Here is a 13772-nt window from a genome sequence, read left to right as displayed (position 1 = left end):
CTCCACTGACAACTGACCCAACGGCCCCGCATGCAGAACCACGCCCAACTTACCGCCGTCGCCTATCATCTGCCACTGGCCACGCTGACCAACGACGCCCTGGCGCAGGAATTGGACGACTGGTCGGTGCAAAAGATCTTCGACAAGACTGGCATTGCCGAGCGGCATATCGCCGCACCCGATGAAACGGCCAGCGACCTGGCCTACCATGCGGCGGAAAAACTGTTCGCCAGCCACGACATCGCGCGCGCCGGCATCGACTTCCTGATCCTGTGCACACAGGCGCCCGACCATTTGCTGCCCAGCAGCTCCTGCGTTCTGCAGCAGCGCCTGGGCTTGCCCACCTCGTGCGGCGCGCTGGATATCAACCTCGGCTGCTCCGGCTATGTGTACGCACTGGCGATGGCCAAGGGCCTGATCGAGGCCGGCATCCGCAAGCAGGTGCTGATCCTGACGGCCGATACGTATTCCAAGTTCATCAATCCGCGCGACCGCAGCGTGCGCACCCTGTTTGGCGACGCGGCGGCGGCCAGCCTGGTGACGGGCGGCGCGGCGCAGCAGGGGCTGGGGCCTTTCGTGCTGGGCACGGACGGCAGCGGCGCGCAGAACCTGATCGTCCCGGCCGGCGCCATGCGCCTGCCGCGCAGCGCGGACACGGCGGTAGAAAAAGAAGATGCCTCGGGAAACTGGCGCAGCCAGGACGACCTGTTCATGGACGGCGCCGAGATCGTCCAGTTCACACTGGGCGCGGTGCCGCGTACAATGCGGGAATTGCTCGACGCCGCCGGCAAGACGCTGGACGATATCGACCACGTGATCTTCCATCAGGCCAATAAATTCATGCTCGACGCCCTGCGCCGAAAGATCCGCATCCCGGAAGCCAAATTCGTGATTGAAATCGATACCGTCGGCAATACTGTCTCCTCGACCATACCGATCGCCATCGCGCGGGCGCGCCAGTCGGGCCGCATCCGTCCCGGCGACACCGCCCTGCTGCTGGGCTTTGGCGTCGGCTATTCTTGGGCTGGCACCCTGGCGCGCCTGTAGGATGCCCCCACTGACGGCGCGACGCCGAGAACCCCCTGCTCACTGACCTGTTACTTATTCCGAAAGAAATGATTATGCAAGAATTTTTCAACGGCATGGCCGACATCCTGGAAATCGACGCCGACAAGATCGGCCCGCAGCTGAACCTGGGCGACTATGCCTGGGATTCGCTGGCCATCATTTCCACCATCGCACTGGTTGACGACCTGTTCGACCAGATGCTCGATGGCCAGGCCCTGGCGCAGTGCGTTACCATGGCCGACGTGCTGGCATTGATCACCGTCAAGGCCTGAACATGTCCAGCCTGCGCCTCGCTTCGGGCTTGCCGTTTACCGCCGCGCACCTTGCCTTGCGCGGCGTCGTCTGCGCCTTGCCGCGCACGGAAATCCACAATGCCGCGTTCGAGGAGCGCTTTGGCGCCGCCGGCGTGGCCGACGTGAGCAAGATGATCGGCGTGCAGTCGCGCCGCCGCGCGCCGGAAGGACAGACCACGGCCGACCTGTGCCAGGCGGCGGCGGAAACCCTGCTGGCCGACCTGGGCTGGGAACGCGACAGCGTCGATGCGCTGATTTTCATCTCGCAAACCCCCGATTATGTGCTGCCGGCTACCGCCTGCGCGCTGCATGGCCGTCTGGGCCTGCACAAGGCTTGCGTGGCGTTCGACGTCAACCTGGGCTGCTCGGCCTACGCTTACGGCCTGTGGCTGGCATCGCGGATGCTCGACGGCCAGGCCATCGGGCGCGTGCTGCTGCTGGTGGGCGACACCATCAGCAAGACGGTCGACGACAGCGACCGCGCCACGGCGCTGCTGTTTGGCGACGCAGGCACGGCCAGCGCGCTGGAATTCGACCCCGCGGCGACGCCCAGCCACTTCATCCTCGGCAGCGACGGCAGCGGCGAGCGCCACCTGATGATGGCCGCCAGCGCCTGCCGCCCCTACCTCGGCGACGATGCGCGCCTGGCGCAGCGCGATGCGGCCAAGCTGTACATGGATGGCGGCGAAATCTTCAATTTCACGCTGAAGAACATCCCGCCGCTGGTAGCCGACCTGCTGCATTTTTCCGGACGCCAGGCGGAACAGATCGATGCTTTCCTGTTCCACCAGGCCAATACCTTCATGCTCAAGCACATTATCAAGAAGACCAGGCTGCCGCCCGAACGCGCGCCCATCAATATGGACCGCTATGGCAATACCTCGAGCGCCTCGATTCCGCTGCTGATCTGCACCAGCCTCGGAGCACACGCGCAAGGCAAGAACGTGGCCATGTTCGGCTTCGGCGTCGGCTATTCCTGGTCGGCCGCCCTGCTCAATCTCGGGTCGCTGCGCGTCAACCGCCTGATAGAAATCTGATCCCATGATATTTACTTCCGACATGCTCGCCGGCCAGCGTATTCTCGTCACCGGCGCGTCGTCCGGCATCGGCCGCGATACGGCGCTGCTGCTGGCGCGCTGCGGCGCCCAGTTGCTGATCACGGGCCGCGACGCACAGCGCCTGGAGCAGACCTTGCAGGCGCTGCCCGGCGACGGCCACGTGGCCGAAACGCTGACGCTCGATGGCGGCGACCACATCGTCGACTTCATGAAACGGGTCAGCGAAGAGCGGCCGTTTTCCGGCCTCTTCCACGCCGCGGGCGTGGAACTGCTGCGCCCCGTAAAGCTATCGAAGGAGCAACAATTTGACGACGTCTTCGATTCCAGCGTGAAGACGGCGCTGGCGCTGGCGCGCGCGGCCGCCCTGCGCGGCGTGATGCGCGATGGCGCGGCGCTGTTGTTCATGTCGTCGGTGGCGGGCCAGAGCGGCCAGTCGGGCATGAGCGTGTATTCGGCGGCCAAGGCCGCCATCGACGGCCTCGTGCGCGCACTGGCCGTGGAACTGGCACCGCGCGCGATGCGCGTCAACAGCATTGCCGCCGGCGCCGTCGCCACTGAAATGCATGCGCGCCTGACGCGCGGCTTGCCCGATGAAGCGATGCAAGCTTACCAGCAGCGCCACCCCTTGGGTTTCGGCAACAGCGATGATATCGCGCAAACGGCGGCCTTCCTGCTGTCGCCGGCGGGACGCTGGGTCAGCGGCGCCACCTGGGCCGTCGACGGCGGCTACCTGGCGCGCTAAAGCGACACGTCCATCTGCCCGATCATCTACTGGAAATTACATGAAAAACATCATCGTCGTCGGCGCCGGCCGCTTTGCCCGTGAACTGCTGTGCTGGCTGGAAGACAGTCTCGATCCCGCCAGCGAGCGCATCGCCGGCTTGCTGGACGACACCATGCCCGCCATGCCCGCGCTGGACGCCGACTATGCTTATCCTGTGCTCGGCAGCATTCAGCAATATCAACCGGCCCCCGGCGACGCGTTGCTGCTGGCGATCGGCGCGCCGCAAGCCAAGCTGCGCATCGCGGAAGAACTGGCGGCGCGCGGCGCGCGCTTCCACACGCTGATCCACCCGAGCGCCATCGTGGCGCGCACGGCCCGCCTGGGACAGGGCGTGGTCGTGTGCCCATTCGCCCTGGTCTCGGCCGGCAGCGACGTGGGCGACTTCGTCACCATCAACAGCTACTCCAGCGTCGGCCATGACGCCGTGCTGGGCAAGGGCTGCACGCTCAGTTCGCACGTTGACATCACGGGCGCCGTGCGCCTGGGCGCGGCAGTGATGGTGGGTTCGGGCGCCTCCGTCCTGCCGCGCGTCGCCGTCGGCGAACGCGCCACCGTCGGCGCTGGCGCCGTGGTGATGCGCCGCGTCGCCGATGGCGCCACCGTATATGCCCAACCGGCCAAGACCTTATGAATCCCATGCAACAAGCACAACAATTACGCGACGGCTTCTGGCACCTGCTGTGCCATCGCAGCGAACTGCCGTCCAGCGGCGACTATCTCAAACTCGAATGGCTGGGCGAAGAAGTGGTCGTGTATAACGACCAGGGCAATCTGCTGGCCTTCGACAATTTGTGCCCGCACCGCGGCACGCGTTTTTTCACGGAAACGCATGGCAACGCGCCGCTGGCCTGCCCCTACCACGGCTGGTCCTACCGCGCCGGCGCCATGCATATTCCCTGCCGCGAACGCTATGCGCAAAACGAACTGGACAACGCAAAGCTGCACACGCTGCAACTGGACTGGTGCGCCGACTTCCTGTTCGCCGCCCCCGCGCCGCGCATGACGCTGGACGAACAGCTGGGCGACACCTACGCGCTGCTGGCCGATATTTCCTTCAACATCGCGGGCCGCAGCGACGTGAACGCCTATATATATGAGTGCGACTGGCGCATCGCGCTGGAAAATGCGCTGGAACCGCTGCACGTGCCTTTCGTCCATCCCGAATCACTGGCGGAATTGCAACTCGGCGATGGCAGCAACCACTTTACGCCGTGGACTTCCGTGTGGCAGGCGGAACTGGGCAACGCCCCCATGGCGAAAAAGTTGCGCTCCATCAAACGCCTGTTCCAGCTGGACCAGCAATACGAAGGCTACCAGAGCCTGTATCTGTTTCCATTTACCATGCTCTCGTCGACCTACTCGTATTCCTACTCGCTGCAGCACTTCTTCCCGTCCGCGCAGCCGTGGCGCACACACTTTTCCAGCCGCCTGCTCAATGGCGCCGTCAATCCATCCAGTGCGGCCGCGCTGCAAAATTTTTTCGATTCCAGCGCGCGCATGAACCGGCAGGTATTTGATGAAGATCATGCCATCTGCAAGCGCATCGCCAAAGATGCCGCCGACAACACGCGCTTTGGCATCCTGTCCAGCGATGAAGAGAAAATCGCGCATTTCCGCGCCTGCCTGCTTGCCGCCGCAGGCGATTGAGCGATACACCCAGTCAGCTCGCATCGAGTTTGCGGCGCAATCGCTGGAAAATAGCCTGTACCGCACTATTTTTGAAAATATTTTCAAAAATTTCCTTAAAGCATTTAATTAAGCTGCCTGGACGGTCGTCTTGTACTGATAGGAGCAGATAAACGTCGCTCCTCACCGTAACCACTAAATTAGGAATGACACCATGCTGAGCCTTCACACCAACGCTGCTTCCCTGTCGGCACAAAATTCGATCACGAATACCCAATCCAAGCTGTCGACTTCGATGACGCGCCTGAGCACCGGCTTCCGCATCAATTCGGCAATGGATGACGCTGCCGGCCTGCAAATCGCAACCCGCCTGAAAGCACAAACCAGCGGCATGACCGTTGCGATGAACAACACGCAAAACAGCACCTCGATGCTGCAAACGGCCGAAGGCGCATTCGCCGAAGTGACCAACATGCTGGTGCGCATGAAAGATCTGGCCACCCAGGCAGCCGATGCTTCGTCGACCGCAAACGACAAGACCGCAATGCAAGCTGAATATAATGCATTGGGCCAAGAGCTGTACAACGTCATGACCAACACCACGTTCGGCGGCACCAAGTTGCTGGGCAAAGGTAGCGCTGCAGCTGACGGCACGCTGTCGACCTCGATGACCTTCCAGATCGGTGCAAGCTCGACCGAAAAAATGACTTTCGACGTTTCCGGCAATCTGAGCACGCTGAACGCAGCCCTGACCGGCCTGAGCGCGAACTTCTCGAGCGCCGCTGCGACAGGCGCAACGGAACTGACGTCCAACGCCAACGCCAACATCGGCCTGCTGGCTACCGCCATCGACAGCGTCAGCACGCTGCGTTCGGCACTGGGCGCGACGGCTAACCGTCTGGACCACGTCAACACCAACTTGTCGAACATCGCCACCAACACCAAAGCCGCTACCGGCCGCATCATGGACACCGACTTCGCTACCGAAAGCTCGAACATGACGTCGTCGCAAATGCTGCTGCAAGCTGGCACCGCGATGCTGAAACAAAGCAACAGCATGTCCTCGATGGTCATGTCCCTGCTGCAATAATATGGACCTGGCCGCTCGCGGCCTATCTATCGAAGCCAGACTCCGGTCTGGCTTTTTTTTCGCCTGCGGTTGCATGCATTCCCGGCATATTTGACTAAATTGCCATTATATTTAACGATGTTGCCGGCATAGTCGCCTGTACAAGGTAGAACACCGAACAATCGCCTACCGGAGCCGCCACGTGCTGAGCATTCATACCAATACTGCCGCACTGTCTGCCCAGCGGGCCATGGGCTGGGCGCAGCAAATGCTGTCGACCTCGATGACGCGCCTCTCCACGGGCTTTCGCATCAACTCGGCCATGGACGACGCGGCCGGCTTGCAGATCGCCACCAGGCTGAGCGCCCAGACCAGCGGCATGGCGGTGGCCATGCGCAACACGCAAAACAGCACCTCGCTGCTGCAAACGGCCGAAGGCGCGTTTGGCGAAGTCACCACCATGCTGGTGCGCATGAAAGACCTGGCCACCCAGGCAGCGGACGCCTCGTCGAACCAGAAAGACCGCGACGCCATGCAGGGCGAATACGATGCGCTGGGCGCCGAACTGTACAACGTGATGACGAATACCCGCTACGGCGGCACTTTATTGCTGGGCAACGGCAGCGCCGGCAAGGGCACCCTGTCGCAAGCCATGACGTTCCAGATCGGCGCCACCGGCAGCGAGACCATGCAGTTCAGCGTGGCGGGCGACATGAGCAGCCTGGATGCGGCATTGCAGGCGATCTCGGCCAATTTCGCGCCCGGCGCCACGCCCGGCAGCGAATTTGCCAGCAACAACAGTGCCAACGGCATGATCGACCTGCTGGCAGCGGCCGTCGACAAGGTGGGCAGCGTGCGCTCGGCGCTGGGCGCCACCGCGAACCGGCTCGGCCACGTCTACAATAACCTGTCCAACATGATCACCCACACCAGGTCCGCCATCGGCCGCATCATGGATGTCGATTACGCGGCTGAAAGCGCCAACATGACCTCGGCGCAAATGCTGCTGCAAGCGAGCACGGCAATGCTCAAGCAAAGCCAGAGCATGAGCAAGCTGATTCTTTCTTTACTACAATAGTTACTGGCAGGGCGCGATGGCGGATCGGATGAATATGTATGAGCAGGAAGCAATGGCATGGCGATAGACCGCATTTCATCGGGCAATCCTGTGCCCCTGATTACCCAGCGCCTTGACGTCAGCCCGGCGACACCGATGACGCCTGGCGTGGTGCAGCCGCTGGTGCCCATCGGCCCCTACATGGCGCCCGCGCCCGACGCCGGCACCCTGCCCGCCCAGCTGCAACAGCCGGGCCAGGACAGCCTGGCGTCCCTCATCAAGCCGAACGCCGACGGTACGGGCGGCGCCATGCCGCGCGACAGCAGCGCCATGCAGGTCAATCAACTGTTCTTCACGCGCCAGCTGGTCTGGCAGCCGCCCGACGCGGCGCAGCTGGCCGCCTCGTGGCGCGTGATGGTCAAGACGTATGGCGAGCAATATGCCGCCCTGCAGGAACAGGCGCGCGGCCAGCACGTGCCGGGCAACCTCTTCATGGCCGAGCAGCAACCGGCCCTGCTGCGCGAAGGCGCCCGTCCACCGTTGACGGTCGACAGCGAAGCGTGGCGCTTTGCCGTGTATGGCTGGGGCGGCCAGCGCCTGCTGCTGCGCGTGCTGGCCAGCGACGAGGATGAGGACGCAACGCCGAGGCGGCGCGGCAAGGTGGCGCTGCGCGTCGAACTGATCATCATCGGCATCGGCCGGGTCGTGATCCAGATGGAGCCATCCGGCGACGGCGTGCTGCTGGAGCTGGCCGCCGACGAAGAAGCCGCCTTGCGCCATCTGCGCCTGGCCCTGCCCGGGATCGCCGACGCCGTGCGGCGCGCCGGCCTGCGCGTGGTGCGCTGCCGCCTGAACCGCCAGCTGCATGCGCAGCGCATGCACGGCAATTACCCGATGCAGGCGGGCGCCGCTGCGCTGTCGCTGGCCCTGTTCCGCGCCATGGCCGAAGTGGCGCTGCTGCTGACGCAGCCGGAAGCGGAAGCGGCAGCCGATCCCGATGCGCCCGCAGCCCCCGCGGACATGGCCGAAGAGGAAACCATCATCGTCTCGAAGGAAGTGGCGGCGCCGCTCGGCTACGACTATGGCGACGCGGCGGCGGACAGCCAGGAAAATGAAGTGCTGCTGCTGGCCGGGCCGGCAGCGCCGGAGCAGGATTTGCTGCCGCCCATCGACGAGCAGGATTGATACAGCACAACAAAAACGGCGCCCGAAGCGCCGTTTTTGTTATTGCCCCGGTTTATCCCACCGTGCCGATGATGCTCACTTCGCGGTTTTCCGGAATTTCGTTATACGACAGCACATGCAGGCCCGGCGCGAACAGGCGCGCGTAGCGGGCCAGCAGCGGACGGATCTGCGGCAGCACCAGCAGCAGCGGCGGCGTGGCCTGCTGCTTCATCTGCTCGCGCGCCACCGGCATGTTCACTTGCAACTGCGACAACAGATGCGGGTCGATCGGATAATTATCCAATGTTACCTTGCCCGACTGGCGCGCCTGGTTCAGCGAACCGAGCAGCATGTTTTCCAGTTCGCCGCCCAGGTTAAATGCCTGCATTTCCATCTTCTGTCCAAACAGGCCGCTGACGATCTGGCGCCGCAGCGCGCAGCGCACCTCGGCCGCCAGCAAAATCGGATCCTTGGTGGTTTCCGAACTGTCGAGCAAGGTGGTGGCGATGGGCACGATATCCTTCAGTGACACATTTTCCGCCAGCAAGACACGGAATACGCGCAGCATCTGCGTGTGCGTCAGCGCCTTGTCCAGCGCGCCGGCCAGCTTCGGCGACAGGGCCGTCAGGCGCTCCATCAGGTTCGAGACGTCTTCGTGGCGGAACAGTTCCGGCAGGTATTCGCGCACCATTTTCGACAAGTGCGTGGCGATCACGCTGGGCGCCTCGATGACCTGGTAGCCGAGGCCCAGCGCATGCGCCTTTTCGCCCGGTTCGATCCACGTGACGGGCATGCCGTAGGCGGGCTCGATGCCGGGAATGCCGTCGAGCTGGCCATACACGTTCGGCGACGGAATCGCCATCAGGCGGTCGGCCTGCACTTCCGCCTGCGCCACCACCGTGCCCGACAGCACGATCGCGTATTGCGATGGCTTCAAGGCCAGGTCGTCGCGCACGCCGATGTTCGGCAGCAGCAAGCCCATCGCCTCGGACAGGCTCTGGCGCACGCCCTTGACGCGCTTGTTCAATGGTTCGCCTTGCGTTTTATCAACCATGCCCACCAGCTTATAGCCGAGCATCACCATCAGCGGCTGCACGGCCGGCAGCTGCTGCCATTCCAGCTCTGCCGGGCGCTCGTCGCGCAAGGCCGCCTCGATGGCCGCCATGCCGGCCGCGTCCGGTCCCTTCACGCGCTTGGTCAAGCGCCAGGCCACGAAGGCCAGCACGGCCGCGAAGGTCATGAACATGAACCACGGCATGCCCGGGATCAGGGCCAGCGCCACCATCATGCCGGCCGCGCTGAAGATCACCGTTGGCGAAGTCAGCACCTGGCCCGCCACCTGCTGTTCGAAGTCGCCCGAATCGCTGATGCGGGTCACCAGGATGGCGGCCGCGGCCGACAGCAGCAGCGCCGGAATCTGCGCCACCAGGCCATCGCCGATGGTCAGCAGTGCATATTGACGGAAAGCATCGCCGAACGACAGGTCGTGCATCAGCGAGCCGATGGCCACGCCACCGACCATATTGATGATCAAAATCAAGATACTGGCGACGGCATCGCCGCGCACGAACTTCGACGCGCCGTCCATGGCGCCGTAGAAATCCGCTTCGGCGGCCACGTCCTTGCGACGGATCTGGGCTTTTTCCTGGTTGATCAGGCCGGCGTTCAGGTCGGCATCGATGGCCATCTGCTTGCCCGGCAAGGCATCGAGGGTAAAGCGCGCGGACACTTCCGAAATGCGCTCGGCACCCTTGGTGACGACGGCGAAGTTGATGATCATCAAGATCACGAAGACCACGATACCGACGACGAAGTTACCACCGATCACCACGTTACCGAAGGCCTCGATCACCTTACCGGCCGCGTCCGCGCCCGTATGGCCGTGCAGCAACACCACGCGCGTCGACGCCACGTTGAGGGTCAGCCTGAGCATGGTGGTGGCCAGGATCACCGTCGGGAAGACGGAGAAATCGAGCGGCCGCTTGGCCGACACGCTGACGAGGATGACGATCAGTGCCAGCACGATATTGAAAGTGAACAAGATATCGAGCAGCACGGGCGGCAGCGGCAGGATGATCATTGCCAGGATCACCAGCAGGAACAGCGGCGTGGCGAACTTGTGGCGGCGCATTTCGGCAACCAACCGGTTCAGGAAATTCATGGCGGTACGACCTCGCTCAGATGAGATGGCACGGCCATCTCGGTGGGTAATACGGGCTGGGCAGCACGCTGCCCGGACCGGAATGCTTTCAATTGCAGGATGTAGTTGAGTACCTGCGACACGGCCTGGTACAGCTGCACGGGAATCTGCTGCTGCACCTGGCTGGTGTTGTAGATGGCGCGCGCCAGCGGCGGCAACTCCAGCGTTTCAATATGGTGTTCCTTCGCCACTTGCCGGATATACAGCGCCATCTCGTCGACGCCCTTGGCAACGACAAACGGCGCCTCGGCGCGGTCCTGGTCATACTTCAATGCGACGGCGTAATGCTCGGGATTGACGATCACCACGTCGGCGTCGGGCACGGTCTTGCGCACGCTGCGCCGGCCGATCTGCTGCTGCAGCTGGCGGATGCGCTGGCGCACTTCGGGCCGCCCTTCACTGCTTTTATGCTCTTCCTTGACGTCCTGCTTGCTCATGCGCTGGTTGCGGGCAAAGAAAAACGCCTGCGCCGGCACGTCGATGATGGCAAACAGGACAAAGACGGAAATGAGCGCCATCAGGCCGTCGAGCATCAGCGCGGAACCATCGAGCATGGCTTGCTGCAGGGGCCGGTGTTGCAGGTCCACGTACTGCATCAGGCTGGAGCGGCTGACGTGCACCAGCACCATGCCCAGCACGGCGGCCTTGGCGATGGACAAGCCGAATTCAAAGCCATGCTTGGGCGACACCAGGCGCCCCAGGTTCTTGGCCGGGCTCAGGCGCTCCATCTTCGGCATCCAGTTCTTCGTGCTGACGACCCAGCCGCCAGGGATCAATGAGCCGAGCACGACAAACAACGGCACGCAGAACAGCGGCACGATCATCTTGATCAGCAAGCCCACCGACGTCGTAAACGCCATCGACATGGCATTCTCCAGCGCGCCCTTGCTGTCGAGCGGCATGAAAGCCATGGCGAACAGCTCGCGAAAGCTCGCCAGATAGCTCGGCAGCAAATAAATGAAGACCTTCATGCTGATCAGGATGCCCAGCGCCGTCGACAGGTCGCGCGAACGCACCACCTGCCCTTCCTGGCGCGATTTCTTCAGCTTCTGGGCTGACGCCTTTTCTGTCTTGTCGCCCGTGCTGCTATCCGCCATGCGTCACACCTTTCCGCACGTGCCCTACAAGCGTAGCGAGCAAGTTCAATGCCGGGTTGAGTAGCGCAGCTGTACGGAGGTACAGCGAGCAACGGATGCCCGGAAGTGGACTGCGCAGTAGCTTGTTGGCACGTGCGCTATCCATGGGCCACCCGCATCTGTTCCTGAATCATATCGAGCACGCGGTTGGTCATGGCGACATAGTGTTCCGGGATAAAGCGCACGATCTGCGTCAGCATCAGCAGGCCGAACATGGTAATCATGGAAAAACCCAGCGAAAACAGGTTCAGCGACGGCGCCACGCGGTTCAGGAAGCCAAAACCGAGCTGCACCACCATGGTGGAAAAGACGATGGGCAAGGCCAGCAATATGGCGGCGGCAAAGATCCACGCCACGTTATACGCCACCGTCTGCAGCAGCAGCGGGCCGTAGCCCTGCCCCACGGGCCAGGCCGTGAAACTGGCGCCGATCACGCCCGTCAGCACGAGGTGGCCGTCAATGGCGAAAAACACGATCATGCACATGATGGTGAGCAAACCCGTGATCACGTCCGACGAGGTGCCGTTGAGCGGATCGTTCATGACGGCCATGGAAAAGCCCACCTGGCTCGACACCAGATAGCCGAGCACCGACATGACGGACATGGCGAAGTGAAAAGCCAGACCGAGGACGAAGCCGACGATGGCCTGCTCCAGGGTGGCGACGAGGGCGTGCAGGGAAAACGGATCGATTTTCAGCAGTTCCTGCGAGACGCCCGACGCCTGCATCACGGGCAGCATCAGGATCGCCAGCACCAGCGACAGCAGCACCCGCACGGGGACGGGCACCATGGCGTCGCCGATCACGGGCGAGGCGCTGAGCATGGCCAGGATGCGGCAGAACGGCCACCACACGGCCAGCAGAAACGGCAGCACCTGATTGAAAATCTGATCCATGGCGCGTGGCGCTATCCGACCAGGGTGGCGGCGCGCTGAAAAATGGACACGCAATAATCCATCAGGTAACCGGCCATCCAGCGTCCGGCCAGGATCAGGGCCAGCAGGGTGACCAGCAGGCGCGGCAGGAAACTCATGGTCTGCTCATTGATCGAGGTGGCCGCCTGCACCAGCGCGACCAGCAAGCCCATGAGCAAACCCGGGACGACCAGGATTACCACCAGCAACATCACGACATGCAAGGCCTCGATGATCAGGTCGACGGCGACTTCAGGGGTAAACATGGATCAATAGCCCTGTATGCTGGTAACCAGCGTGTTGACGGTCAGGGTCCAGCCGTCGACCAGCACGAACAGCAGCAGCTTGAACGGCAGCGAAATCACCAGCGGCGACAGCATCATCATGCCCATCGCCATCAGCACGGACGCCACCACCAGATCGATGATGAGGAACGGTATGAACAGCATGCAGCCGATCTGGAAAGCCGTCTTGAGTTCGGACAAGACAAACGCAGCCAGCTTGACCGTGAAGCTGTGGTCTTGCGGGCGCATGCTCGACGGCTCGCCGGCCAGGTGCGCGATCTGCGCCAGCGCGGCCTTGCTCGTCTGCGCCAGCATGAAGCGCGAAATCGGCACTTCGGCGATCTTCAGGGCTTCCTGCATGCCGATCTGGTCGCGGTCGTACGGCACGAACGCTTCCTTCCACACCTGGTCGCCGATGGGGCGCATGACCAGCAGGGTCAGGATCAGGGCGATGCCGGTGACGATGCGGTTGGGCAAGCCCTGCTGCAGGCCCAGGGCCTGGCGCAGCAGGGACAGCACGATGACGAAGCGGGTAAAGCTGGTCATCATCATGACCATCACGGGCAGCAGCCCGAGCAGGGTCATGACGACCAGGATCTGCATCTTGACCGACAGGTCGGTCTTCGCGCCCGGCACCACGCCGGCAAGCAGGTCCTGCGCGCCGGCAGCGGCGCAACACAGCATCAGAACGGGAACAGCCAGCGCGGCAGCCAGCGCACCGCGGCGCCGGCTCAAACCGGGTACCGCCAGCTTCATGCTGTCATCAGGTCGAGATTGAGGCCGTCGAGGTCGATGACCTTGAGGCCATAGTTCTCGCCAGCAACTACCACTTCGGCACGGCCGATCGGCGTGCCATTGACCTTGATCACCAGCGGTTCGCCGGCCAGCATGTCGAGTTCGATCACGCTTTCCGGGCCGATGGCCATCAGTTCTTCCAGCGAAATGCGGGCCGAGCCCACTTCCAGGGTCAGGGTGACGGGAATCTTGCGCATCATCTGCGGAATGTCGCGCCGCGCGCGGCCGCTGGGCACGTCGGACACGTCGCCCTGGTCGATGATCATGTCATCGCCCAGGTCTTCCAGCAGGGTTTCGCTCTGGTTGGTATCGTTCATATTCATA

The 13772-nt window shown here is 63.0% G+C and carries 15 protein-coding genes; 9 read left to right on the top strand and 6 right to left on the bottom strand.

The window, feature by feature from the left end; all coding sequences use genetic code 11:
* Positions 1-30: 30 nt before the first annotated feature.
* From IGS61_RS24010 to IGS61_RS23970, 9 genes are all read left to right on the top strand, one after another.
* Positions 31-1047, top strand: coding sequence for a 3-oxoacyl-ACP synthase III family protein (locus IGS61_RS24010; RefSeq protein ID WP_230541913.1), 1017 nt, complete (start codon positions 31-33; stop codon positions 1045-1047).
* Between the two features lie 74 nt (positions 1048-1121).
* Complete coding sequence (locus tag IGS61_RS24005) at positions 1122-1340, top strand: phosphopantetheine-binding protein (protein WP_230541912.1); 219 nt, start codon at positions 1122-1124, stop codon at positions 1338-1340.
* A 2-nt stretch (positions 1341-1342) separates the two neighbouring features.
* A complete protein-coding gene (locus tag IGS61_RS24000) occupies positions 1343-2398 on the top strand; it encodes a ketoacyl-ACP synthase III (protein WP_230541911.1) in 1056 nt (351 codons plus the stop codon).
* Positions 2399-2405: 7 nt separating this feature from the next.
* Positions 2406-3161: an SDR family NAD(P)-dependent oxidoreductase gene (locus IGS61_RS23995; RefSeq protein WP_230541988.1), complete on the top strand. Its 756-nt coding sequence runs from the start codon at positions 2406-2408 to the stop codon at positions 3159-3161.
* Between the two features lie 40 nt (positions 3162-3201).
* Positions 3202-3834: an acetyltransferase gene (locus IGS61_RS23990; protein WP_230541910.1), complete on the top strand. Its 633-nt coding sequence runs from the start codon at positions 3202-3204 to the stop codon at positions 3832-3834.
* Between the two features lie 5 nt (positions 3835-3839).
* Positions 3840-4850: a Rieske 2Fe-2S domain-containing protein gene (locus IGS61_RS23985; protein ID WP_230541909.1), complete on the top strand. Its 1011-nt coding sequence runs from the start codon at positions 3840-3842 to the stop codon at positions 4848-4850.
* Positions 4851-5043: 193 nt separating this feature from the next.
* A complete protein-coding gene (locus tag IGS61_RS23980) occupies positions 5044-5919 on the top strand; it encodes a flagellin N-terminal helical domain-containing protein (protein ID WP_230541908.1) in 876 nt (291 codons plus the stop codon).
* A gap of 181 nt (positions 5920-6100) precedes the next feature.
* A complete protein-coding gene (locus tag IGS61_RS23975; RefSeq protein ID WP_230541907.1) occupies positions 6101-6976 on the top strand; it encodes a flagellin N-terminal helical domain-containing protein in 876 nt (291 codons plus the stop codon).
* A 57-nt stretch (positions 6977-7033) separates the two neighbouring features.
* The gene (locus IGS61_RS23970; RefSeq protein ID WP_230541906.1) at positions 7034-8140 is read left to right on the top strand and encodes a hypothetical protein; all 1107 of its coding nucleotides are present in this window, start codon (positions 7034-7036) and stop codon (positions 8138-8140) included.
* Positions 8141-8192: 52 nt separating this feature from the next.
* Here IGS61_RS23970 and IGS61_RS23965 read toward each other — a convergent pair whose 3' ends face one another.
* The 6 genes from IGS61_RS23965 to IGS61_RS23940 all read right to left on the bottom strand — a co-directional run bounded on the left by IGS61_RS23965 (position 8193) and on the right by IGS61_RS23940 (position 13771).
* Positions 8193-10280 (bottom strand): flagellar biosynthesis protein FlhA, encoded by a 2088-nt coding sequence (locus IGS61_RS23965; protein WP_230541905.1) that lies wholly within the window; start codon positions 10278-10280, stop codon positions 8193-8195.
* On the bottom strand, positions 10277-11416 hold the full coding sequence (locus tag IGS61_RS23960) for an EscU/YscU/HrcU family type III secretion system export apparatus switch protein (protein WP_230541904.1): 1140 nt from the start codon (positions 11414-11416) through the stop codon (positions 10277-10279). The genes IGS61_RS23965 and IGS61_RS23960 overlap by 4 nt, the downstream gene beginning before the upstream one ends.
* 137 nt (positions 11417-11553) lie before the next feature.
* Complete coding sequence (locus IGS61_RS23955) at positions 11554-12351, bottom strand: flagellar biosynthetic protein FliR (protein ID WP_230541903.1); 798 nt, start codon at positions 12349-12351, stop codon at positions 11554-11556.
* 11 nt (positions 12352-12362) lie between these two features.
* Positions 12363-12635 (bottom strand): flagellar biosynthetic protein FliQ, encoded by a 273-nt coding sequence (locus IGS61_RS23950; RefSeq protein WP_034757874.1) that lies wholly within the window; start codon positions 12633-12635, stop codon positions 12363-12365.
* A gap of 3 nt (positions 12636-12638) precedes the next feature.
* Positions 12639-13409: a flagellar type III secretion system pore protein FliP gene (gene fliP, locus IGS61_RS23945; protein WP_230541902.1), complete on the bottom strand. Its 771-nt coding sequence runs from the start codon at positions 13407-13409 to the stop codon at positions 12639-12641.
* The gene (locus tag IGS61_RS23940) at positions 13406-13771 is read right to left on the bottom strand and encodes a FliM/FliN family flagellar motor switch protein (protein ID WP_230541901.1); all 366 of its coding nucleotides are present in this window, start codon (positions 13769-13771) and stop codon (positions 13406-13408) included. The genes fliP and IGS61_RS23940 overlap by 4 nt, the downstream gene beginning before the upstream one ends.
* Position 13772: the final 1 nt, after the last annotated feature.

The sequence above is a fragment of the Janthinobacterium sp. FW305-129 genome, from assembly GCF_020858115.1.
In the GTDB taxonomy this organism is placed as follows: Bacteria; Pseudomonadota; Gammaproteobacteria; order Burkholderiales; family Burkholderiaceae_D; genus Janthinobacterium.
Note: the sequence above shows the minus strand (reverse complement) of the source record. Positions and strands in the feature narration are given on the sequence as shown.

Coding starts and splice junctions, on each gene's coding strand:
- IGS61_RS24010 (WP_230541913.1), top strand. CDS start 31: ATGCAGAACCACGCCCAACTTACCGCCGTCGCCTATCATCTGCCACTG.
- IGS61_RS24005 (WP_230541912.1), top strand. CDS start 1,122: ATGCAAGAATTTTTCAACGGCATGGCCGACATCCTGGAAATCGACGCC.
- IGS61_RS24000 (WP_230541911.1), top strand. CDS start 1,343: ATGTCCAGCCTGCGCCTCGCTTCGGGCTTGCCGTTTACCGCCGCGCAC.
- IGS61_RS23990 (WP_230541910.1), top strand. CDS start 3,202: ATGAAAAACATCATCGTCGTCGGCGCCGGCCGCTTTGCCCGTGAACTG.
- IGS61_RS23985 (WP_230541909.1), top strand. CDS start 3,840: ATGCAACAAGCACAACAATTACGCGACGGCTTCTGGCACCTGCTGTGC.
- IGS61_RS23980 (WP_230541908.1), top strand. CDS start 5,044: ATGCTGAGCCTTCACACCAACGCTGCTTCCCTGTCGGCACAAAATTCG.
- IGS61_RS23970 (WP_230541906.1), top strand. CDS start 7,034: ATGGCGATAGACCGCATTTCATCGGGCAATCCTGTGCCCCTGATTACC.
- IGS61_RS23965 (WP_230541905.1), bottom strand. CDS start 10,280: ATGAATTTCCTGAACCGGTTGGTTGCCGAAATGCGCCGCCACAAGTTC.
- IGS61_RS23960 (WP_230541904.1), bottom strand. CDS start 11,416: ATGGCGGATAGCAGCACGGGCGACAAGACAGAAAAGGCGTCAGCCCAG.
- IGS61_RS23955 (WP_230541903.1), bottom strand. CDS start 12,351: ATGGATCAGATTTTCAATCAGGTGCTGCCGTTTCTGCTGGCCGTGTGG.
- IGS61_RS23950 (WP_034757874.1), bottom strand. CDS start 12,635: ATGTTTACCCCTGAAGTCGCCGTCGACCTGATCATCGAGGCCTTGCAT.
- fliP (WP_230541902.1), bottom strand. CDS start 13,409: ATGAAGCTGGCGGTACCCGGTTTGAGCCGGCGCCGCGGTGCGCTGGCT.
- IGS61_RS23940 (WP_230541901.1), bottom strand. CDS start 13,771: ATGAATATGAACGATACCAACCAGAGCGAAACCCTGCTGGAAGACCTG.